The following is a 23,785-nucleotide window of genomic DNA, read 5'->3' as shown; positions in this document are numbered from 1 at the left end:
GAATAAAAAATATTTGCTAAACCGGTTTAGGTGATTTTCTTAAATATATAATAAATAGATTTATAAGTATTACAATAAAAATAATATGTTAATATTATTGCGGGTTAATTTCTTTTATTCTTTATTTGCTAAATCAGTTTAGCGAATTTCACGTTTATGAAAAGTACCTTATCCCTGCTACTGGCATGGTTTATATGTGGAACTGCCTTTGCGCAGCAGGCCTGGTATATCGATGGCTACCACGGGGGCATCTGGGGGCATTATCCCGACTGGAATACCCGCTTCATGGCCGATCAGCTGGCACAGCACCCGGATTGGAATATTAATATAGAAATTGAACCGGAAACCTGGGCACGTGCTATCCAGGTTGATTCTTCGGCATTTAATGATTTTAGAAAGTTCTTCGACGCAGGTAGGATTGAATACGTAAATCCTTCTTACGCACAGGCATACTTATACAACGTTTCCGGCGAAAGCATTATCAGGCAGTTTCAATATGGTATGCAGCAGCTGAAAACGTATTTTCCCAAAGCTGAATTTACCACTTATTCATCCGAGGAGCCTTGTTTCACAAGTGCTTTACCACAGATCCTTACTTCTTTTGGTTTCAGATATGCTTCTTTAAAGAATCCGAATACCTGCTTTGGTGGTTATACCCGTGCGCATGGCGGTGAAAAGGTATACTGGACAGGTCCGGATGGCAGTGCAATCCTCACATCTCCCCGCTATGCCGGAGAAGCGCTGTCCAATGAATCTACCTGGCAAACGATCGCGTGGAATAATAGTCCTGCTTATTTAGAAAGTGCAAAGGAGAATGGCATTTTACATCCTGTTGGTATGACCCTGCAGGATGCGGGCTGGAAGAATGGGCCTTTTATGGGGACTAAGGCGAGGTATACTACGTGGCGTAATTATTTTGAGCAGGTAGTGAATAATGATAGCGCTACCCGCTGGCAGGTATCACAGGAAGATCTGCTGGTCAACCTGGTATGGGGTTCGCAGGTCACGCAAAGGATCGCGCAACAGGTGCGTGCAGCGGAAAATAAAATTCTACAGACAGAGAGGCTGGTTGCCATGGCTGTATGGAATGGGAGTATGCAATGGCCACAGGCAGCATTTGATGCTGCATGGCGTACCTTGCTGCTGGCAGAGCATCATGATTGCTGGATTGTTCCATACAATGGAAACCCGGGAGATACCTGGGCAGATAAGGTTCGTAAGTGGACAGCACAGACAAATCATATTTGTGACAGCCTGATAGCACCAGGTAGTGACAAACAGGATAAGGCCAGCATTACCCGTATCAAAAATGGATACCAGCTGGAAAATGATATGTACCGGATTACTATTGATACAGTTCATGGTGGTGTGATCACTGGTTTGTTTGCAAAAAAGCTCAATAAATCATTTGCCATGAATGGCTTCAACGAGTTGCGTGGTAATTTTTATGATAAGGGCGGTAGGCATTCTTCCATGGAATCAAAGGTGCGTACTACCAGGTTAGCAAACGGGCTGGAAATGCAGGGCCTGATTGCAGGTACACCTTTTACACAAACTATCAGGATTGCGAAAGGCGACCCTAAGATTGATTTTGAACTCCGCATTGACTGGAAGGAAAATACAGGAATCGGTCAACCCATGAAAAGTGCATATAAATGGGAAATGCGGGAAAAGCCTTTTTATAATGACAGTAGTAATCTTTTGGTGGTATTCCCCTCTACATTAAAGCATGTGCATGTTTCCAAAGATGCTCCTTTTGATGTGACAGAAAGCCAACTGGACAATACCTTTTTCAATAGCTGGGATAGTATCAAAAACAATGTCATCCTGAACTGGGTGGATATCACCGATGGGCAGTATGGAATGGCCCTGTTCTCTGATCATACCACCAGTTATACGCATGGGAGCAGTTTCCCTTTAGGACTCAATATCCAGTATTCCGGAATGGGCCTCTGGGGCAGGAACTATACTATAGATGGTCCCACCACGGTGAATTACGCGATTGTACCACATAAGGGTAACTGGGAAGCGGGCAATATTCCTGCTGAAAATAACCTGTGGAATGATCCTTTGGCGGATTATAATTCAATCTTTCAATTAGCAGGTGCCCCGGTGCAGGTAAGCTCTATGACCTGGAAAGATGGGCATCTGATCGTCAGGCTTTACAATCCGTCTACCAAACCAACGCGGGCCCGCCTTGTTTTCAAAAAGGCAATCGCCGGCGCTGAACTAATAGAATTAAATGGGAACACGAAAGCAATTATGAACAATAAGGACGTAGTAGTAGATTTACCGCGTTTTGCTATTCGTACACTTTCAATAAATCCACAATGATGCAACTCAGGCAGGTACTCATACTCTTTTTAATTGCCGGCAGGACCATGGCCCAGTCTCCTGCTGATTATGTCAATCCATTCATCGGTGCCAGTACCAGTGTAGGTGCAGCAGGTATTTATCATGGCCTGGGAAAAACTTTTCCCGGTGCTACGACTCCTTATGGCATGGTGCAGGTAAGCCCTAATACTATTACAGGTGGAGACAATGGCTCAGGTTATAGTTATGAGCATACCAGCATCGAAGGTTTTGCCTTTACCCAGATGAGCGGTATAGGCTGGAATGGAGATCTGGGTAATTTCCTCGTAATGCCCTCTTTGGGGCCTTTAAAGACCAGTAAAGACGGTTACCGGGCTCCCTATATCAAATCAACAGAAAAGGCGGCTGCGGGGTTCTATTCCGTAGAATTGAATAATCATATCCAGGCAGAGATGACGGCTGGCCCGCACAGTGGTATGCTCCGCTTTACCTTTCCTGCTAATGATCAGTCCCGTATTCAAATCGATCTTGCCCGCAGGGTAGGAGGGACTTCTACCAAACAATATGTCAAAGTTGTCAATGACAGCACTTTCAGCGGCTGGATGCAATGCACCCCCGATGGAGGTGGCTGGGGGAATGGCGAAGGTCATGCCGATTATACCGTATACTTCTATGCTGTATTCAGCAAGCCACTCCGCAACTATGGCGTATGGAGCGCTGATATTCCCGATAGCTGGGCCCGCAAACTGGAGGATGTAAGCAGTGACAAATATCAGCAGCAGGTGGCCAAAGCAGAGGTACTGCCAAAGATCAAAGAGAAAGAGGGGAAGCACCTGGGCTTCTATACTGAATTTGATACGAAAGCTGGTGAACAGGTCCTGATGAAAGCAGGCATCTCCTTCGTCAGCATGGCGGGGGCGGAAAATAACCTGAAACATGAAATCACAAACTGGAGTTTCGATGGGGTCAGGAGCCGTGCACATGCCAGCTGGGACAAGGCACTCTCTAAAATAATGGTATCCGGTGGCACTGCCGAAGAAAAGAAAGTATTTTATACTGCCCTCTATCATACCATGATTGATCCCCGCATTGTAGAAGATGTAGATGGTAAATATACCGGTGGAGATGGGCAGGTTCATACCGGCGGCACTTTCCATAAGCGCTCTGTGTTTAGTGGCTGGGATGTGTTCCGGAGCCAGATGCCGCTGCAGACGATCATCAATCCTTCACTCATCAATGACCTGATCAATTCTCTTGTGACCCTGGCGAAAGAGAAGAATAAGGATTACCTGGAACGATGGGAACTGCTGAATGCCTATTCCGGTTGTATGATCGGTAACCCGGCTATATCAGTGATCACGGATGCGTATGCAAAGGGGATCCGTAAATACAATGTGAAGGAGGCCTACCAGCTCTCTGTGAACTCTCAAAAACGTTTTGGCAACAGTGAACTGGGCTACACGCCCGGGGACCTGAGTATCGCCTATACCCTGGAATATGCTTATACTGATTGGTGTGTAGGGCAGCTGGCCAGCTGGCTACACGAAAAATATGCTGCGGACGGTGCTGCGTATAAAAACATTTTCGATACAGAGAAAGGATGGTTCAGACCCAAAAATAAAGATGGGAACTGGCAGCCATGGCCGGCAGAGGGCCGGTTGAAACAATGGTATGGTTGTATTGAAGCAAACCCTTATCAGCAGGGATGGTTCGTACCACAGGATGTAGATGGGATGGTCACACTCATGGGGGGCAGGGACAAGGTTGTAAACGACCTGGAATCCTTCTTTGATAAGACACCTGACAACATGATGTGGAATGACTATTACAATCATGCCAATGAACCGGTGCACCATGTGCCTTTCCTTTTCAACAGGTTGAATAAACCATGGCTCACACAGAAATGGACCAGGGCTATTTGCCGCCGTGCTTACCACGATGGGGTAGAGGGCCTGGTAGGTAATGAAGATGTAGGCCAGATGTCTGCCTGGTATGTGCTGGCTGCCATTGGGATTCATCCGGTATGCCCGGGCGATACCCGCCAGGAAATCACCAGTCCTGTATTTGACAAGGCTGTCATTGGCAATTTTACCATTAAAGCTATAAACAATTCACCTGAAAATATTTACATACAGCGCGCCCGCCTGAACGGAAAGCCCTTTAACCAATGTCATATCGACTATAAGGAGCTTGTAAAAGGAGGCGTACTGGAACTTGTAATGGGCCCATCTCCCAATGAGCAATGGGGTATCACTAAATAACTAAAATCCACATGAAGAAATTACTGATTCTGTTCATGGCTGCCGGTGCAATGACGGCGAGCGCGCAACGACAGGCGGCACCTTTTCAGAAAGGGGACCGTGTTGTATTCGTTGGCAATAGTATCACAGATGGGGGACACTACCATTCCTATATCTGGTTGTATTACATGACGCATTTCCCTGAAAGGAGGATCACCTGTGTGAATGCAGGGATTGGCGGAGATGTGGCGCAGCAGATCTATGAGCGTTTTGATGAGGATGTATTGTCGAAGAAACCCACCGTGCTCACATTGACCTGGGGTATGAACGATTCAGGATATTTTGAATGGTACCGTGCAGATGGTAAGGATACCATGCAGCAACGAATTGCCAACTCCTACAAATATTATGGCAAAATTGAAGAAAAACTGAAGCAAAGGTCCGATATCAGGAAGATCTTTATCGGTGGTTCTCCATATGATTACACTTCTAAGTTCAACGATAAGAACCGATTTCCTAATAAAACCGAGGCCCTGACAGAAATAGTCGCTTTCCAGGAGCAGGCGGCGAAGAAGAATGGCTGGGCTTTCGTAGATTTTTACCATCCGATGATGAGTATCAATCAACGTGAGCAACAGAAGGATTCCACTTTCAGCCTTACTCCCAGTGATCGTATTCATCCTGACAACGATGGGCATATGGTCATGGCTTACCTGTTCCTGAAAGCGCAGGGGCTGGAGAACAAACCCGTTGCAGTGATTCATGTAGATGCAGCAGGCAAACAGGTGAAAACCGCTACCAACTGCCAGATTAGCAAGGTAACGACTACTGCGGATGGGGTGAGCTTCAATTACCTTGCACAGTCTCTGCCTTATCCATTGGATACCATTCCACGTGGCTGGGGCCAGTTGCACAAACAAGCCGATGCACTGAAAGTGGTGCCTTTCAATAAAGAGTTTAACCAGGAAATACTGCAGGTAAGCGGTTTGAAAGCCGGTAAATACAAGCTGCTTATGGATGGCGAAGAGGTAGGTGCCTACGATGCCAGTGAACTCGGTGCCGGAATCAACCTGGCAGAAAACACCCGTACCCCGGAATACCAGCAGGCGATTCAAATCCGTGAAATGAACGAAGAGCGTTGGGAGATTGAAAGAAGGACCAGGATGTATGCCTGGATGAACTACGATTTCCTGAAAGGTAAAGGCCTGCTGTACAAAGATAACAATGCTGCTATGGACTCCGTGAATGCCTTTGCTGCCAGCAACATTTTTGTGGCAGGTAACAGGGATAACTATACCCGCTCACGCTACAAATCCTTACGTGAGGTATGGCAACAGGAGCAGGATGTACTGATCAATAAAATTTACGAAATCAATAAACCTCAGTTGCACAAAGTAACCCTTGTTGCAGCAAGATAACCTGAATATGAGACATCTCTTATCGTTACTTTTTATACTGAGCACGACTCGGCTGTCAGCTGCAAAAGTAGATACTGTACATACCTACAGTGCGTCGATGCACAAGGAAATCAAGGCGGTGGTCGTTACCCCGTCTGATTATAGCAGCAGTCAGCACTACCCGGTATTGTACCTGTTACACGGATATAGTGGCAACTACAGTGACTGGATTACAAAGGATCCGGCATTTGCCACGCTGACAGATCAGTATCATATGATCATAGTGTGCCCTGATGGGGACTTTGGCAGCTGGTACATTGATAGTGAAGTGAAGAAAGGATCTAAGTATGAAACTTATGTTGGAACAGAGCTGATCAACTGGATTGATCAGCACTATTCCACCATAGCCAATCGAAGTGGCAGGGCAATTACGGGCCTCAGTATGGGAGGACACGGTGCCTTATTCCTTGCTTTCCGCCATCCCAATACCTTTGGTGCTGCAGGGAGTATGAGCGGGGGAGTAGATCTGCGTCCCTTTCCCCTGAACTGGGACCTGGAAAAACTGCTCGGCAAATATAGTGAAAGCCCGGAGCGCTGGGAGCAAAACAGTGTGATTAACATGCTTTACCTCCTCACGCCGAATTTACTGGAGCTTACCATCGATTGCGGATCGGAAGACTTTTTCCATAATTGTAATGACAGGCTTCATGAAAAGCTGCTGGAGCGGAATATTCCACACGATTATACCGTAAGACCCGGTGGGCATACATGGGAATACTGGTCCAATTCTATTCAATATCAGGCATTGTTCTTCCATAATTATTTCAATAAGAAAAAATAACAATTTTAATTTGCTAAACCGGTTTAACAATTGTACTTTAGTGGCATAACAAATAATCAACCAGAACAGGACTAAGAAAAAGAGGGGGATAAGGATTTCACGTTTTTATTTTGCTAAATCGGTTTAACTGATTAAAAGAGTGAACCATAAGAAACTATACCACGTTATCACTACAATTATTCTGATACAAATAAATTACGCCCATTTATGATAAAACGCTGTATTCCCGTTTTTATACTAATGGCAACAGCTCTCATATATTCTTCCTGCAGAAAGGAAGGATTTCTGGCAGCCACCACTACCACGAACCTGGATGAAAAAAGTGTATTTGGCGATAGTTCCAGGACTGTGGGATTCCTTGCCAACATTTACTCCAATGTAGGACTGAGCGCAAGTCTTAGCCGCTTCTCCTACAACTTCATTACATGTGGCGGACTGGAAGCTGCCTGTGATGAAGCCGAGCCTTCTCACGCCTTTTCCACACCAGCTACGCAGTTTGCCACGGGGACTGTCAACGCAGGTATTATTGGAGAAGAGCCTTACAAAACCTGCTATTCACAGATCCGTGCTGTCAATGTACTGCTGAAGAACATTGGCAATGCACCCTTGCGACAGGCATATAAAACACAGATGATCGCGGAAGCCCGTTTCCTGCGTGCCTGGTATTATGCCATACTTGTACAACACTATGCGGGTGTACCGCTTGTAGGCGATACTTTACTATCCTATGATAAGCCTATTGTGGCAAAAAGGAGCACCTACGAGGAATGTGTGAACTACATTCTCTCCGAATTGGATGCTGCCGGTTCTATTCTGCCTGTTACACAATCCGGTCTCAACTATGGCCGCGCCTCCAAAGGTGCCTGCCTGGCATTGAAAGCAAGGATCTTGTTGTATGCAGCCAGCCCTTTATTTAATGGTACTACCTTACCGGCCGATGCGGGGCCAGGTGGTGGTGTAAGTGTAGATCCAGCCCTGGTAGGTTATCCTACAGCTGACATGAACCGCTGGAAACTGGCTGAAGATGCAGCACAGGCTGTGATCACACTGGGCACCTATACACTGAACACCAAAAATGATTATCAGACCAGCAGTCCGGGTTACGGTTTCCAGGGCCTGTTCCCACAGCGTGTGAACACGGAATACATTTTCCAGCTCATGCGCCCTACGGGCAACAGTGACTTCGAAAACCTGTTCCTGCCCCCGTCAAGAGGTAGTAATGGCCAGGGTTCTTTCCCTTACCAGGGATTGGTGGATGCCTTTCCTATGAAGAATGGTAAACTCATTACTGATCCATCTTCCGGTTATGATCCGAATGATCCTTACAAGAACCGTGATCCGCGGTTGGATTACAGCATTATCCACGATCAAACGGTATTGCTGGTACGTACCAGCAATGGTCAGACAAACGGTTCGGCTCCTGTAAATATTTATGTGGGCACCTATAATGGTGTTTCTACTGGCCAGGATGCCGTTCACCAGGGTACACTTACGGGTTATTACAACAACAAGATGCTGGATCCTGAAGCCATCGCAGCTACGATCAACCATGGTTCCGACAGGGTGCAGCCCCTGATGCGATATGCTGAAATTCTGCTCAACTATGCCGAAGCTGCCAATGAATTCGAAGGGCCTACCGGCAATGTATATGCGGCTGTTGAAGCTATCCGTGAGCGTGCCGGCCTGGATCCCTATCAGCTTCCTTCAGGCCTTTCCCAGTCAGAAATGAGGACCTATATTCAAAATGAAAGACGGATAGAACTTGCTTACGAAGGCCATCGTTTCTGGGATGTAAGAAGATGGAAGATTGCTCCGCAGACGGAAAATATTCAATCACAGGGCATGGAAGTAGACCGTGCTAATGGCACTGTAAGCTACAAGGTTTTCAATGTGACCAAACACAATTTCCGTCCTGCTATGTACCTGTGGCCATTCCCTTTATCTGAAACAGGTAAATCTTCAGAACTGGTACAGAATCCGGGTTACTAATCTTTAATCATTCCATGTATGAAATGTTATTTTATTCTTACAACCTTTTGTCTGCTGCTGTACGCCTGCAAGGTGGAAGAGATCTCTCCCGTAGGCGAAGCGCCTAAAAACATCTCCGGCAGCTGGAAGGTCCTGAAAGCTACCAGGAACGGTACTGATATCACCAGCGCATTTGACTTCACACAATTCCGCGTGAAGTTCGATTCTGCCGGTAACTATACCATCGTAAACAAAATTCCTTTCCTCGTGAATACAAACGGCACCTATTCCCTGGATGATCCTGCCTATCCGTTCAAGATCACGTTCACACCGCAGGGAGGAACGGCTGTCGCCACTTCTTTCAATTACATCACTACGGCAGGTATCCGGCAGCTGAATCTCACTTTCGTGCCTGGCTGTGATCTGAATGCATATATCTACACACTGGAAAAAGATAACTGATAATTTTATGCTTCCACGTTTAAATATCAAAGGACGTAAGATCTGGATGCTGTCCGCATTACTCCTTATCGGCATAGTCTTCAGCTTCTGTCATATAAAGATTTCTAAAGTTACCATCCCTGCGTCCGCCAAGGTAGGTGATGTAGTTCCCATCCAACTGGATATTGATGAATCCTGCAACTCCGGGGGTAGCGACCGCCTGATACTCGGTGTACTGATGCCCAAAGGCTGGAAAGGTACACAGAATATGACCGCTACCTACAAGAGCAGCAAGGGCGATGGCTCCTTCACCATGGTACCACTCACTACGCTTGCTGCTCACGGAGATGGCAAGAACTGGCCTGATTATATGAGAGCTACCTTTGGCATCGCCGGCAACCTGATCGACGATATGGAATGGGTGGTCATGCAAAGCGATAATCCCTTTACCTATGCCAATGGCGACAAGATCACCGGTTCCATTTTCATCAACCTGAAAGTAGGTGCTGATGATAATCCAACTGTTGTAAAACTCGCTTATGTAGTAGCGAATACCACCAATGGCTTTACCTCCGATACCTATTTCGATGAAGGCTATGGTCCTACTGCAGAATATTACAACCAGTACATAGGCGACTGCTTTACCGTAACGGGTGGCAGCGGCGACCTGGTTGACTTCTGCAATCCTCAACTCACTACAATCTCTCCGCCAAAGTCGCTGGACAATGACCTGGTCACCATCTCATTCGACTCTAATGTAACTGAGACAGCACTCTCCGGCAGTGATGAAGTGTACCTCTGTGCTACCGGCACTACCAACGATGGTCAGACAATTACCATCTGCGAACAGACTGCTAAAACACTGATGGAAGGTGTTGGGAGTGGCCGCTATGAAATTACGATCTGGCCCCGCTCATTCTTCGGTATCAGCGATAACCAGACCCTTACCAACATGACTTATTTCATCACAGATAAGACCGGCACCAAACAGGTGGGATATGGTAACACCACTGCTCCTTTCACTTACAAATTTAAATGTGGATGATTATGCGCTACATATTTTGCCTGATCTGCCTGTTTGCCATAACGCAACAAAAGATCTTTGCACAGGACACAAAGAAGTCCGGCATCAATGGCACTGTTGTCAATGAATTCAGCGAACCTATGGCCGGCGTAAAGGTCATGGTGAAGGATACAAAGAAAGAAGTATTTACTGATGCAAACGGGGAGTTTCATGTAGAGACCCCTCCCGGTACCGTGCTTGTGTTCCTGTGGAAAGACTACTATACCCGTGAGCTGAAAGCCAGTGCCGAAATGACGGTGCAGCTGACGGATGCCTTCTTAAAATCTCCGCAGCAGATAGACATGCTGTATGAAAAAGTAGACCGCTCCAAAGTACTGGGTTCCGTGTCTACCATCTATACCAAACAGCTGACTACTACACCTGCATCCTTATATGTATACGCTTTTCCCGGCCAGCTGGCAGGTGTGTATACCAAACAAAACAGCGGGTTCACTTCTTTCAATGTTAGTGAGATCTCTTCTTCCGCCATCATCGGACAAACACTTGTGAATGCTTCTTCCAATAATAACCGCTCTACTGATAACTCTGAGATTAGCCTGAGTGTACGCGGGCAAACGCCGGTGACTGTGATTGACGGGGTACAAAGAGAAATATCTTCTATCGATCCTGAGTCCATCGAGTCTATTTCTATATTGAAAGATGGTTTGTCTACCTTATTATTAGGCAATAACAGTTCCCGCCCGGTAATGCTGGTCACTACCCGGAGAGGGGAGATGGGCCGCCCGCATATCACTTTCACCGCGCAGACAGGGATGCAGCAGTCAATAGGCTTACCCAAACCATTGCCTGCTTATCAATACGCTTACCTGCTGAACGAAACGCTGATGAATGATGGTAAGCCAGCCCTGTACAGCGCAGAAGATTTCAATGCTTATAAGAATCATACCGATCCTTATGGTCATCCTGATATCAACTGGTTCAAGACTATTCTGAAAGATTACACACCGATCTCCAATTACAAACTGAATGTGAATGGTGGTACCAACGTAGCCCGCTATTCTGTATCTCTCAGTTACTTTGACCAGGAGGGGATTTTCAAAACAAGTCCGGATATCTCTTACAGCACGAACAATAGTCTGAAACGTTATGTCATCAACTCCGACATCGGGGTACAGGTGAACCAGAACCTGAATGTAGACCTGCAATTGTTCGGTCGTGTACAGAACACCCGTGAGCCTGGTAATGATTACAATGGCCTGCTGAATGCGCTCTTCTCTACGCCTAATAATGCCTATCCCATCTACAACCGCAATGGTACCTTTGGTGGGAACAACATAGGTGGGAATGGTGGTCCGTACAGCAACAACCTCCTGTCAAGAGCACAGTATTCCGGCTACACCCAGAATAACACGAATGACATTCTTGCGAATTTAGACCTGAATTATAACCTGAATAGCGTGTTGAAGGGTTTGACCTTCAAGATAAAGGGCAACCTGGCCTACCAGTCTATCACCGCGCTGGACAGGAGTTTACAGAATCCATCTTACGGTTATATAGACAGCGCTTATGTGATCTATGGTACCACTACCTCACAGAACAATGCTTTCCGTACTGTATTTACTTCCCGTCAGTCATATGCACAGGGTAGCCTGAACTACAACAGGACCTTCGAAAAGAGCAATGTGGATGCGCAGCTGATGTATGACCGTAAGTCTGTCGTAGCCAACTATGACCTGGCATCTACCACTACCAATGCGGGTGGCAGAATAGGGTATGATTACAACAAAAAATACTTTGTGAACGCCACCCTGATAGGTAGCGGCAATAACCGTTATCCTGATGGCAAGCGCTGGGGATTATTTTACGGTGGAGGCCTGGGCTGGGAAATGGGCAATGAGGACTTCATCAAAGAAAACCTGCCATGGATCAGTGGCTGGAAATGGAGAGCCACTTATGCGAAAACAGGTAATGCCAATATTGATCTGAATGCATCTTTATACTACGCTTATTCTCAAACCTACTCTTCCAATAACAATAGTAAAAACTACCAGGTAGGTACCGGTTATACCACCGTATATTATCAGTATGAAGGTTCCCTGGCCAATCCTTATATCACCTGGGAAAAAGGAAATAAGTTTGATGTAGGTACGGACATCTCTTTCTTCCGGAATCACTTATTGCTGGCAGCAGATTACTACCATGATGTGTATTCAGATATCCTGGGCTACCGTGGTAATTCTATTGCATTGCTGGGTACAGGTTATCCCCTGGAGAATATCGGTAAGAACCAGTACCATGGTTTTGAACTGTCACTTACCTACAATAATCACCTGGGCAATTTTAACTACTTCGTGACTACAAATGGTAACCTGGCTTACTCTAAGATCATCTACAACGATGAACTGGCTACTCCTTATGCCTGGAACAGGAGAACAGGTTTGCCGGTATCAGGTACATTTTATGGCTATACCTCACTAGGCCTCTACCAGAATGCAGAAGATGCCGCCGGTAGTGCACACATTGCCGGTTATACTCCGCAACCCGGAGATATCAAGTACAAAGATCTGAATGGGGATGGGGTCATTGATGCATTTGACCAGTCTACCATCGGTGGTACCAAACCACTGGCTTTCTTCGGTATCACCCTGGGGGGTAATTACAAGGGATTCAATTTTAGTTTCCTCATACAGGGAGTAGGCAACAGGCAGATCAGTGCACTGAACAATGCCGTGACTCATTTCGGTATGGATTATAACACCACCAATGGCCAGGTGTATGAAAATGCAACGGGCCGCTGGACACCGGAAACTGCCAATGAAGCGACTTTATCCAGACTGGCAGTATCCGCTACGAACAACAATACCATGTTCTCTACCTTCTACCTGAAGAATGGTAACTACGTAAGACTTAAGAATGCAGAAATCGGGTATTCACTGCCTTATAGTCTGCTGAAGAGAATCCGCATCTCCGGCCTCAAAATATTCGTGGATGGTGAAAACCTCTTTACCATCGCAGGATTTAAAGGCATGGATCCAGAGGTACAACCTTACAGTTATCCGCTGCAAAGGGTAGTAAGCACTGGTGTTAGTATTAAGTTATAAAAGAGATTGAGCCATGAAAAATTATATTCATAAAATACTCTTACTCGCGGTCATCATAGGTGGCTGCAAAAAGTACGAGCAGTTCCCGGTAGATAAAGTGACAGGCAACTATGTCTTCGATCCGCTGGATTCTGCGGGTGTGAATGCACAATCTTACCTGTATGGTATTTATGCCATTGTGAAGAATGGACATAACCGTGCAGGTGGTGACTACCTCGATGCAGCTGCTGACGATGCGGTGTCTTCTCAGACAGGTAGTAATATCCCTGTTACCCTGATTGCTACCGATGCGGTAACTTCTTTCAACTTTCCCGGTGCAGAGAATTACTGGGAGGGTACAAACCTCTCCCAGGCACCTACCAGCTCCGGCGTGCCGGATGCATTCTGGGCAGGCATCCGCAATGCCAATATCTTTATCAATGGTATTGGTGTAGTCCCTGTAAAAGGTGGTTTGTCCAATGGTGCGACCACTGCACAGGTATGGAGATGCGAAGCCCGTTTCCTGAGAGCGTACTTTTACTTTGAACTGGTAAGACGCTATGGGGGTGTACCATTGCTGGGAGATAAAGTCTACAACATCGAAGACAACCTCGAAATTCCCCGTAATACCTTTGCTGATTGTATCAGCTATATCGTAAGTGAATGCGATGCGATCAAGGATAGCCTGATCTCAGCACCCTTATCAGGCGGGGATAACTATCGTGCTACAAAAGGTGCTGCGCTGGCACTGAAGGCAAAAACATTGTTACTTGCTGCAAGTCCGCTCTTCAATGGTGGAAACGTTGAGAGTGGCAATGCCCTGACCGGTTATACCAACTATGATGTAAACCGCTGGTCACTGGCTGCACAGGCAGCACAGGATGTAATGAACCTGGGTGTTTATTCGCTCCTGCCTTCATTCAAACATATTTTCCTGGATCAGAATAACAGTGAGTTGATCTTTATCCGTCCGGGCAATAACTCTACAGGTATTGAAACCAGGAATGGTCCTATTGGTTTCCAGGCGGGTGGTACCGGGAATACCAGTCCTACCCAGGAATTGGTGAATGCATTCCCTATGCAGAATGGCCTGCCTATTACGGACCCTGCTTCCGGCTATCTCGCTGCTGATCCTTATAGCTTACTGAACGATGTAAAGCGTGATCCCCGTTTTGATGCGACGATCTTTTACAATGGTGCTACCTGGTTGAGCAGTACAGTAGATACTTATGAGGGCGGAAAGAGCAAGCCAAATTCCTCTTTGCAACAAACAGAAAGTGGCTACTACATGCGCAAGTTCATGGGTGACTTTGAAGCGGCCACCACCTATAGCAATCATCCTTCTGACTGGGTAGTCATGCGCTATGCAGAGATCCTGCTGGCCTATGCGGAAGCACGCAACGAAGTAGAAGCGGCACCACAGTCCGATGTATACGACCAGTTGCATGCTATCAGGGCAAGGGCAGGTATTGCGGCAGGGGATGATGGCAACTATGGTCTGGCACCCAACATGACGCAGGCAGAAATGAGGGCAGTTATACAGAATGAATGGAGAATTGAGTTCGCCTTTGAAGAGCACCGTTACTTTGATATTCGTCGCTGGAAGATAGCGGGTACTGTCATGAACCAGCCACGTACGGGGATCTCTATCGTTAAGAATGGGGTGGCTTATACTTATAATTATGTGAATATCCTGACCACGGTGTTCAAAGACAAACAATACCTGTATCCCATCCCTTATAATGAAGTGGCGAAGAACCCGGCTATGAAACAAAACCCGGGATGGTAAGCTACTCAATTCTTAAAAATTACAAACAATCAGACATGCGGAAAATAATACTGCTGATTTGTATAGTTATAAATTTACTCCCCGGGGTTTTGCTGGCGCAGCACCGGGTGGTATCCGGCGCAGTGCGGGATATCCAGGGACCATTGCCGGGGGTAACGGTGGCTGAAAAAGGAGTGCCCACAAATGGTACGATCACCGATGCAGCCGGTAAATTCAAACTCACACTGAAAGGTTCTTCCAATGTGCTTATATTTCGCTACCTGGGGTATGTGACCCGGGAGCTGAGTGTCGCCGGCAAGAATGAGGGCATCGATATATCATTGGCTTCAGATAACCAGGCATTGGATGAGGTGGTAGTAGTAGGTTATGGAAAGACGACCCGTATCACCACCACCGGTTCTGTAAGCACCATCAATGCTGCCGAAATCAGGAATGTGCCTACGGCGAATGTGCAGAATGCCTTATCAGGCAGATTGCCGGGCTTCTTCTCCCAACAGTCTTCCGGTCAGCCGGGTAAAGATGCCTCCGACTTCTATATCCGAGGGGTGAGCTCACTGAACCCTGCGGGCAATAAACCGCTGATCATTGTAGATGATGTGGAATACACCTATGATCAGCTGCAACAGATCAATGTGAATGAAATTGCTTCTATCTCAGTGTTGAAAGATGCAAGTACGACTGCTATCTACGGTATCAAAGGTGCGAATGGTGTACTGGTGGTGACTACACGCCGTGGTAAGCTGGGTAAGCCGCAGATCAATGTACGTGTGGAAGGTGGTACACAGACACCTACCCGGATCCCTAAGTTCCTGGATGCATACGAATCTGCTCGCCTCATCAACCAGGCGGATGCGAACGATGGTTTGACAGCAGAATTTACACAGGAGGACCTGAATGCTTTTAAAGACCATTCCGATCCTTACGGTCACCCGGATGTAAACTGGTATGATGCTATCTTCAAACAATTCAGTTTCCAGCAGAATACGAATCTCGATATCTCAGGTGGTAACGAAACCGTGAAGTACTTCATCTCAGGTGGTGCTATGAACCAGAATGGCCTGGTACGTACCTTCCCTGATCCCCGTGGTACTGTAAATACCAATTACAATTTCAAGCGGTACAACTTCAGGTCAAACCTGGATTTGAGAGCTAATAAGACATTGACAATGCGCCTGGATGTGACTACCCGTTTCTCAACAACGAACTCACCCAACCTGTCTGCAAACAGTGCATTGTCTGAAGTCTTTGACTTTAGTAAACTGACTCCTTTCACTGCACCATTCCTGAATCCTGACGGCTCTTATGCCTATGCTTATTCCCGTTTCAATACAGGTCATTTACCTACATTGAATGCGAGACTGGCTACAGGGGGGTACCAGAATGCAAAGAGAACAGATTATAACATCGTATTCAATGCTACCCAGCAGCTGAATAAGATCACGGATGGTTTGTCCATCAGTGCACGTATCGCTTATTCCAGCCAGGAGCAGTATACAAGAGGTACGGGTAATTTTGGTTCTATACCTTCTTATCACTATAATCCTGTCGATAAGTCCTATACATTGAATCCTGCAGGTACCTATGTATTCTCCAATATTTACTATTCAGGGAATACCAATATTTATACAAATAATGTCAACCTGCAGTTCTTTTCAAACTATGACCGCACCTTCAACCAGAAGCACCACGTGACAGGTTTATTATTATTGAACCAGCAGTCACAGACATTCGATGCTTATGACAACCTGGATCCTGCATCAATAGGTGTACCTGCGAAATTCCAGGGTGTATCTGCATCCGGCAACTATGAATATGACGGTAAGTACCTGGTAGATCTGAAGGCTGCTTACAATGGTACTGACAGGTTTGCATCCAATCACCGCTTTGGTTTATTCCCTGCCATTGGTTTGGGTTATAACCTGTCTGGTGAGAAGTTCTTTAAAGAAGCATTCCCTGTATTCGGCCTGTTCAAAATTCGTGGTTCCTATGGTATAGTGGGTTCTGATGTGGCACCGAACAACAGGTATATCTATGCCCAGAACTATATCCAGAATGGTAGCACATATCCCTTTGGTGAGTCACCTTCCAACTATACAATGTTCTACGAAGGCAACCTGGCAAACAGCAACGTGGTATGGGAAAAGCAAAAAGAAACTAACATTGCCCTGGATATGAATATGCTGAAAGATAACAAGCTTTCTGCCACTATCGAGGTCTTCAGGAATATTCGTTATGATCAGCTGATCGTACCTAACAATGTTCCTGATATCCTTGGGGTAGGATTGCCTGCTGTGAACATTGGCCGTACACAAAACCAGGGTTTTGATGGTCAGATCGGTTATCACAGTAGTATCAATAACTTACAGTGGGGAGCCAATTTTGTTTTCTCTTATGCAAAGAACAAGATTCTCTACCAGAGTGAGGCATCACCTGCCTATCCATGGTTGACGCACACCGGCAAGCCATTGAACCAGCCATTCGGTTACCATTCATTGGGCTACTATACGCAGGAAGATATCGATAATGTAAATTCCTATATGGCAGGCAATGGTGGTAGTAATGCCGGCAACAAGAATGTGGCGGTGCCTGACAATGGTTTACCACTGCATGCAGGTGATCTGAAATACCAGGACCTGAACGGAGATGGCTTTATCAATGTATTTGACCAGCGTGCTATCGGGCATCCGAATCTGCCCAATACCAACCTGGGGCTAAACCTGCAGGCATCCTACAAGGGTTTTAGCCTGAGCGTATTGCTGCAGGGCTCTTTCAACTACAGCTTTATCATCACCGGTACGGGTATCGAACCATTCATTGGCCAGTTCCAGCCGATCCACCTGGAGGCATGGACACCTGAGACTGCAGGTAGTGCTAAATATCCAAGACTGACTACCAACAAATCATCTGTAAATAGTCCTACTTATTATCCATCTGATTATTGGTTGGTGAATGCACATTACATCCGCCTGAAGACAGTAGACCTGGGATACCAGTTCCCGACAAAGATGCTGCCTTTCAAACTGAACAGTGCGAGGATTTACATGAGTGCCTACAACCTGTTTACCTGGGATAATTACCGTAAATATCAGCAGGATCCTGAAATCAGTACTAATACTGCAGGGGATGCGTATATTAACCAGCGCGTAGTTAACTTAGGTGTGCAATTAAGTTTATAAGCATATGTTTCCTACTATCGGAGATCTTTTCAGCTACATATTCCACGTTAATGTGAAGGTCAACCTTCAGACATTTGGTACATGTATGGCCCTGGCTTTTGCCGGGGCCTATGTTGTATTTGTATCCGAGTTTAAGCGGAAGGAGCAGGATGGTACCATTAGTGGTATACAGATCAAAGCGGCCGGCAAACCGGTGGAAGTAATTGTAAATGCTGGCATAGGATTTCTGATAGGGTACAAGGTGGTGGCGATAGTACTTGCACTCATACAGGGACAGGAGCCGGTAAGCCTGTTGTTTTCACTAAGAGGCAATTGGATAGCGGGTAGTGCCCTTGCCCTGGTATGGGGCATATGGGCCTGGGTTTCCTATAAAGAGTCAACAGCTACCTTTATTCATCCCTACCAGCTCATGCCCTATATTGTATTTATGGTAGCGGTATGGGGCTTTTTAGGTGCCAAGTTGTTTGATGCAGCAGAGCATTTCCAGGAGCTGATCTATAATCCTGTCACAGTCCTGTTCTCACGCAGCGGGTTTACCTATTATGGTGGTCTCATCTTCGGCGCATTGACTTATCTGTACATAGGCTACAGGCATAAAATCAAACTGATCCATATGGCGGATATCGGTTCTCCCGGTATGATGCTGGCTTATGGAATCGGGAGGATAGGTTGCCAGTTGTCCGGCGACGGCGACTGGGGAATCGTGAACAGGCACATAAAGCCTGACTGGATCCCACAATGGGCATGGGCCTATACCTATCCGCACAATGCGATAGATGCGGGTGTATTTAAACAGGGATATTTTGAATTACCTTTAGGAGTATACCCTACACCATTGTATGAGGCGGTGTTATGCATCCTGTTGTTCGCCTTCATGTGGGGGATCAGGAAGCGGCTCCGCACCCCCGGAGTTATGTTTTTTTTGTATTTAATCTTAAACGGTATAGAACGTTATTACATAGAACTAATAAGGATAACGCCGAAATATACCATCTTCCAGCTGAGCCAGGCGCAGATCATAGCCCTGGTTTTTATGGCCGGAGGGGTAGCAGGATTTGTTTGGTTAACAGGTAGATCTTATTTTTCATCTACAAAACAAATTCCATAGTTATGAAGAGATTGGTTTTTACGCTCTCGGGTTTATTACTGCTTTTTAACTGCCAGGCGCAATACAAGGTGGAAGAAGTGCCTGAGTGGTCAGCACGTTTTATCAGGAATAATGGCTGGTTTGGTGGTGATGGCATTTATTCCATTCCATTCAATGGGGTGGAAAACCGCCGTTCAGATAGTCTGTTATTTATATTCAGCGATTCCATGATCGGCACGATTGAGCATGATTCATTGCAACCAGGCTCCCGCATGATCCACAATAGTGTGGCTATCTGGAATGGTCATGAGATGAAATTTTACTGGCCTGAAAATGAGGAACATGAAGCCATCTCCGTATTTGAACCCTCCACACCACTCACAGAGAAGAACGATTATTATTGGCTGGGTGATGGTTTTGTAAACCAGGAGCAGGACAATACCCTTTATATCTTTGGTTACCGTGTCCGCAATGTATCTCAGGAAGCCTTTGGCTTCAGGGAAGTGGGCAATACGCTGATTAAGATCTCCAAAGGAACAAAGCTGCCATTTGCAAAGTATGAGCAGATGGATACGCCTTTCTTTTTTACAGATAAATCCGGCCAGACCGGCTCTTATGGTGCAGGCATCTATGTGAATACAAAGAAAGCAGGTGCACCGGCACCTGATGGCTATGTATACATTTATGGCGTGCATGGCATGGCAAAGGGGATGGTCGTAGCAAGGGTAAAACCAGCAGAATTCGATCATTTCGATCAGTGGCGATTTTATAATGGTAAAGAATGGGTAAAGGAAATGGATAAAGCGGCAGATGTGACGGACAAGGTCTCCAATGAACTAAGTGTGTCTCCCTTGCCGGATGGCAGGTATGCCCTTATCTTCCAGGAGGGAGGTTTAGGCACTACTATCGGAATGCGGGTAGGTGCTACGCCAATTGGCCCTTTTGGCCCCGTGATCAAACTCTGGGATTGCAGTAAGGATGCAGAAGAAAAGACCTATGTGATGTACAATGCGAAAGCGCATCCCGGCATCTCTGCCCCCGGCGAACTTTTAATCAGCTACAATGTCAATTCAGTAGAGTTCTTTAATGATTTACAAAAACATCCACATTTATATCGTCCACGGTTTCTCAGACTTAAATTAACTCATTGATGAAGCAAATATTTATAGCCTTGTTATTTTGTACTGTAGCTTTCCTGCCGGGCAGGGGGCAGGTGAATTATGTAAATACAAGGCAGGGAACGAATAGCAGGTACGAATTTTCCTATGGTAATACCTATCCGGCCACAGCATTGCCTTTTGGCATGCATACCTGGACCCCGCAAACGGGGAAGAATGGCGATGGCTGGAAGTACCAGTATTTTGTACATACTATCAGGGGCTTTCAGCAATCACACCAATGTAGTTCATGGGTGAATGACTATGCTGTTTTTTCTCTTTTTCCTGAAGCTGATAAATTAGTGGTGAATGAAGATGAGCGTGCCGCGGCATTTAAACATGAAAACGAGATCGCACAACCCGGGTATTATAAGGTGACATTCGATAATGGGATCAAAACAGAATTCTCTCCTACGGAAAGAGGGGCGCATTTCAGGTTTACCTTCCCATCTAAGAAATCCATTCTCTTACTGGATGGTTATACCAAAATGAGCCAGGTGAAAATAGATCCTGTAAACAGGAAAATTACCGGGTATGTAAACAATGCAAGATGGGTACCACAGTCCTTCCGCAATTATTTTGAAATCACTTTTGATAAACCTTTCAAAGCATATGGTACCTGGGAGAATAAGCAGAATACCGTAAAGGCAAATGAAAGTGAGGCAGCAGGTGAAGGTGTCGGTGCCTACATCGATTTTGGTAATGCCAGGCAAATAGAAGCAAAAGTGGCCTCTTCCTATATCAGTGCAGAGCAAGCCACCCTCACATTACAGCGGGAGGTAAAAGGGAAATTTGAAGATACCCATGCAGCAGCTGATAAGGTCTGGAATACCTTACTTTCCAGGATGAAAGTAGAAGGCGGTACAGAAGAACAAAAGGCTACTTTCTACTCCTGCCTGTATCATGCCAACCTCTTTTCACACCAGTTTTTTGAGTATGACAAGGATGGCAATCCTTACTATTACAGTCCTTACGATGGAAAAATTCACCAGGGGTATATGTATACCGACAATGGTTTCTGGGATACCTTCAGGGGGCAGTTCCCATTGAATACTATTATGCATCCGGCGATGGAAGGGCGTTATGCGCAGGCATTGCTGGATGCACAGGAGCAATGTGGCTGGTTTCCGGCCTGGTCATTCCCGGGAGAAACAGGTGGTATGCTGGGCAACCATGCCATTTCCTTACTGGCAGATGCCTGGGTAAAAGGTATCCGCACTTTTGATCCGGAGAAAGCCCTGAAAGCTTACTTCCATGAAGCCACCAACAAAGGTCCCTGGGGAAGTGCGAATGGCAGACCCGGTTTTAAAGAATATTATGAAATGGGCTATTGCCCTTATTCAGAAAAGACATTGGGCGCATCTTCCTGGACACTGGAATTTGCCTATGACGATTTTTGCGGCTACCAGCTGGCGAAGATGACGAATCAGCCATTCTATGAGAATGTGTTTAGTCGACAGATGTATAACTACAGGAACCTCTACGATCCTGCTACCGGTTTTATGCGTGCAAAGGATGCAGCAGGTAACTGGATTACGCCTTTCGATCCATTGGATTGGGGAGGTCCTTATACAGAAGGCAATGCCTGGCACTGGACCTGGTCCGTATTCCATGATGTGCAGGGATTGATCAACCTGATGGGAGGGGAGCAGCAGTTTACCAATAAGATTGATTCAGTCTTCAGTGTGCCGGGGACCATCAAGGTGGGAGGTTATGGCCAGGTGATTCATGAAATGACTGAAATGGCTGCATTCAAAATGGGGCAGTATGCACAGGGAAATGAGCCGATTCATCACCTGGTATACCTGTATAACTATGCAGGGCAACCCTGGAAGACGCAGTGGCATGTAAGGCAGATCATGCAAAATATGTACAATGCGACAGAAAATGGTTATCCCGGCGATGAGGACCAGGGCCAGATGTCATCCTGGTATGTGCTGAGTGCTGCCGGGTTCTATAGTGTGTGCCCGGGCACAGACCAATATGTAATAGGGAGTCCTTTGTTCCCAAAGATGACGATCAGTCTTGAAAATGGCCGTTCATTCATTGTAGAGGCAGAAAATAACAGTCCTGAGAATGTATACATCCAGTCCGCTACCCTGAACGGCGTGCCGTATGAGCATAATTTTATTACCCATAACGCCATTATGAATGGAGGTACCCTTCACCTGGTGATGGGGCCCGAACCGAATTATAAAAGAGGTATAAAGGCGGCAGACAGACCTTTTTCGCTCACATCTGCGGGTAGCTGGCCACTGGGTCCATTTACCCGTCCCGGGGGCGTAAATCCCCTGATAAGCCCTGATTCTACTACCAGCTTCCGGGATCCTATGACAGGTGAACTGGTTGGATGGGAATCGAATGATACATTCAATCCTGGTGCTGTATTGAAGGATGGCAAAATTTGCATCCTGTACCGTGCAGAAGACCGCTCAGGTAAAGGGATTGGTATGCGTACTTCCCGCCTGGGACTGGCTACCAGTGAGGATGGGATTCATGTGATAAGTCGTTCGAAAACGCCCGTGCTCTTCCCTGACAATGACAATGCAAAGGAATTCGAATGGAAAGGAGGTTGTGAAGATCCCCGTGTAGCAGTCACGAAAGACGGCACCTACCTGGTATTGTATACGGAATGGAATAACAAGGTGCCGCGCTTGGGAGCAGCACTTTCGAAAGACCTCATTCACTGGGAGAAAAAAGGCCCGGTGTTCAAAGGTGCATTCCGGGATATTGCGTCCAAATCCGCTTCCATTCTCACAGAAGTGGACAATGGGCAGCTGGTGATCTCCAAAGTAAATGGCAGGTACTGGATGTACTGGGGCGAGTACCATGTCTATGCGGCTACTTCTGATAACCTCTATGAGTGGACACCGCTGACGACACCCGATGGTAAGCTGAAAGAACTGATGTCGCCCCGGAAAGGGTATTTTGATAGTGACCTGACAGAATGTGGCCCTCCGGCAGTAAAGACCCCTCAGGGAATTGTGCTGCTGTACAATGGTAAGAACAGTGCGACCAATGGCGACAAGCGCTATACCGCTAAGACTTATGCTGCGGGGCAGGCCTTGTTTGACCTGCAAAATCCTGAGCACTTGCTGGACCGGCTGGATCAGCCTTTCCTGGTGCCACAGGAGGCATTTGAGAAGAGTGGTCAGTATCCGGCGGGTACTGTTTTTATAGAAGGACTTGTGTTATTCAGGAATAAATGGTTCCTTTATTACGGCTGTGCGGATTCGAGAGTAGCGGTCGCGGTCGCCGATAAAAAGGAATAA

At 46.4% G+C, this 23,785-nt stretch carries 13 protein-coding genes; all 13 read left to right on the top strand.

Going from position 1 to position 23,785, the window contains the following annotated elements; translation table 11 throughout:
• The first annotated feature begins 156 nt into the window (after positions 1–156).
• The 13 genes from DXN04_RS22485 (at position 157) to DXN04_RS22425 (ending at position 23,785) form a co-directional block, all read left to right on the top strand.
• Positions 157–2,334, top strand: coding sequence for a glycoside hydrolase family 38 C-terminal domain-containing protein (locus DXN04_RS22485; protein WP_116855653.1), 2,178 nt, complete (start codon positions 157–159; stop codon positions 2,332–2,334).
• Positions 2,331–4,574, top strand: a complete 2,244-nt coding sequence (locus DXN04_RS22480) for a GH92 family glycosyl hydrolase (RefSeq protein WP_116855652.1) — start codon at positions 2,331–2,333, stop codon at positions 4,572–4,574. Before DXN04_RS22485 ends, DXN04_RS22480 begins: the two co-directional genes overlap by 4 nt.
• An 11-nt stretch (positions 4,575–4,585) precedes the next feature.
• Positions 4,586–5,971 (top strand): SGNH/GDSL hydrolase family protein, encoded by a 1,386-nt coding sequence (locus tag DXN04_RS22475; RefSeq protein WP_116855651.1) that lies wholly within the window; start codon positions 4,586–4,588, stop codon positions 5,969–5,971.
• Between the two features lie 7 nt (positions 5,972–5,978).
• Entirely contained in the window at positions 5,979–6,791 is an 813-nt protein-coding gene (locus DXN04_RS22470; RefSeq protein WP_116856004.1) for an alpha/beta hydrolase, read from the top strand.
• A gap of 207 nt (positions 6,792–6,998) precedes the next feature.
• Entirely contained in the window at positions 6,999–8,780 is a 1,782-nt protein-coding gene (locus tag DXN04_RS22465; RefSeq protein ID WP_116855650.1) for a RagB/SusD family nutrient uptake outer membrane protein, read from the top strand.
• A gap of 18 nt (positions 8,781–8,798) precedes the next feature.
• Positions 8,799–9,221: a DUF5004 domain-containing protein gene (locus DXN04_RS22460; RefSeq protein ID WP_116855649.1), complete on the top strand. Its 423-nt coding sequence runs from the start codon at positions 8,799–8,801 to the stop codon at positions 9,219–9,221.
• A gap of 7 nt (positions 9,222–9,228) precedes the next feature.
• A complete protein-coding gene (locus DXN04_RS22455; RefSeq protein ID WP_158569108.1) occupies positions 9,229–10,245 on the top strand; it encodes a DUF4961 domain-containing protein in 1,017 nt (338 codons plus the stop codon).
• Positions 10,246–10,247: 2 nt separating this feature from the next.
• Positions 10,248–13,325 carry a SusC/RagA family TonB-linked outer membrane protein gene (locus DXN04_RS22450; protein WP_158569107.1) on the top strand — a complete coding sequence of 1,026 codons (3,078 nt, stop codon included), beginning with the start codon at positions 10,248–10,250 and terminating at the stop codon, positions 13,323–13,325.
• 13 nt (positions 13,326–13,338) lie between these two features.
• A complete protein-coding gene (locus DXN04_RS22445) occupies positions 13,339–15,093 on the top strand; it encodes a RagB/SusD family nutrient uptake outer membrane protein (RefSeq protein ID WP_116855646.1) in 1,755 nt (584 codons plus the stop codon).
• A 35-nt stretch (positions 15,094–15,128) separates the two neighbouring features.
• Positions 15,129–18,269: a SusC/RagA family TonB-linked outer membrane protein gene (locus tag DXN04_RS22440; protein ID WP_116855645.1), complete on the top strand. Its 3,141-nt coding sequence runs from the start codon at positions 15,129–15,131 to the stop codon at positions 18,267–18,269.
• 4 nt (positions 18,270–18,273) lie between these two features.
• Complete coding sequence (locus DXN04_RS22435; RefSeq protein ID WP_116855644.1) at positions 18,274–19,377, top strand: prolipoprotein diacylglyceryl transferase; 1,104 nt, start codon at positions 18,274–18,276, stop codon at positions 19,375–19,377.
• 2 nt (positions 19,378–19,379) lie between these two features.
• Complete coding sequence (locus tag DXN04_RS22430) at positions 19,380–20,507, top strand: DUF4185 domain-containing protein (protein ID WP_116855643.1); 1,128 nt, start codon at positions 19,380–19,382, stop codon at positions 20,505–20,507.
• Positions 20,507–23,785: a GH92 family glycosyl hydrolase gene (locus DXN04_RS22425; protein WP_116855642.1), complete on the top strand. Its 3,279-nt coding sequence runs from the start codon at positions 20,507–20,509 to the stop codon at positions 23,783–23,785. Before DXN04_RS22430 ends, DXN04_RS22425 begins: the two co-directional genes overlap by 1 nt.

The sequence above is a fragment of the Chitinophaga silvisoli genome (assembly GCF_003412465.1).
GTDB lineage: Bacteria > Bacteroidota > Bacteroidia > Chitinophagales > Chitinophagaceae > Chitinophaga > Chitinophaga silvisoli.
Note: the sequence above shows the minus strand (reverse complement) of the source record. Positions and strands in the feature narration are given on the sequence as shown.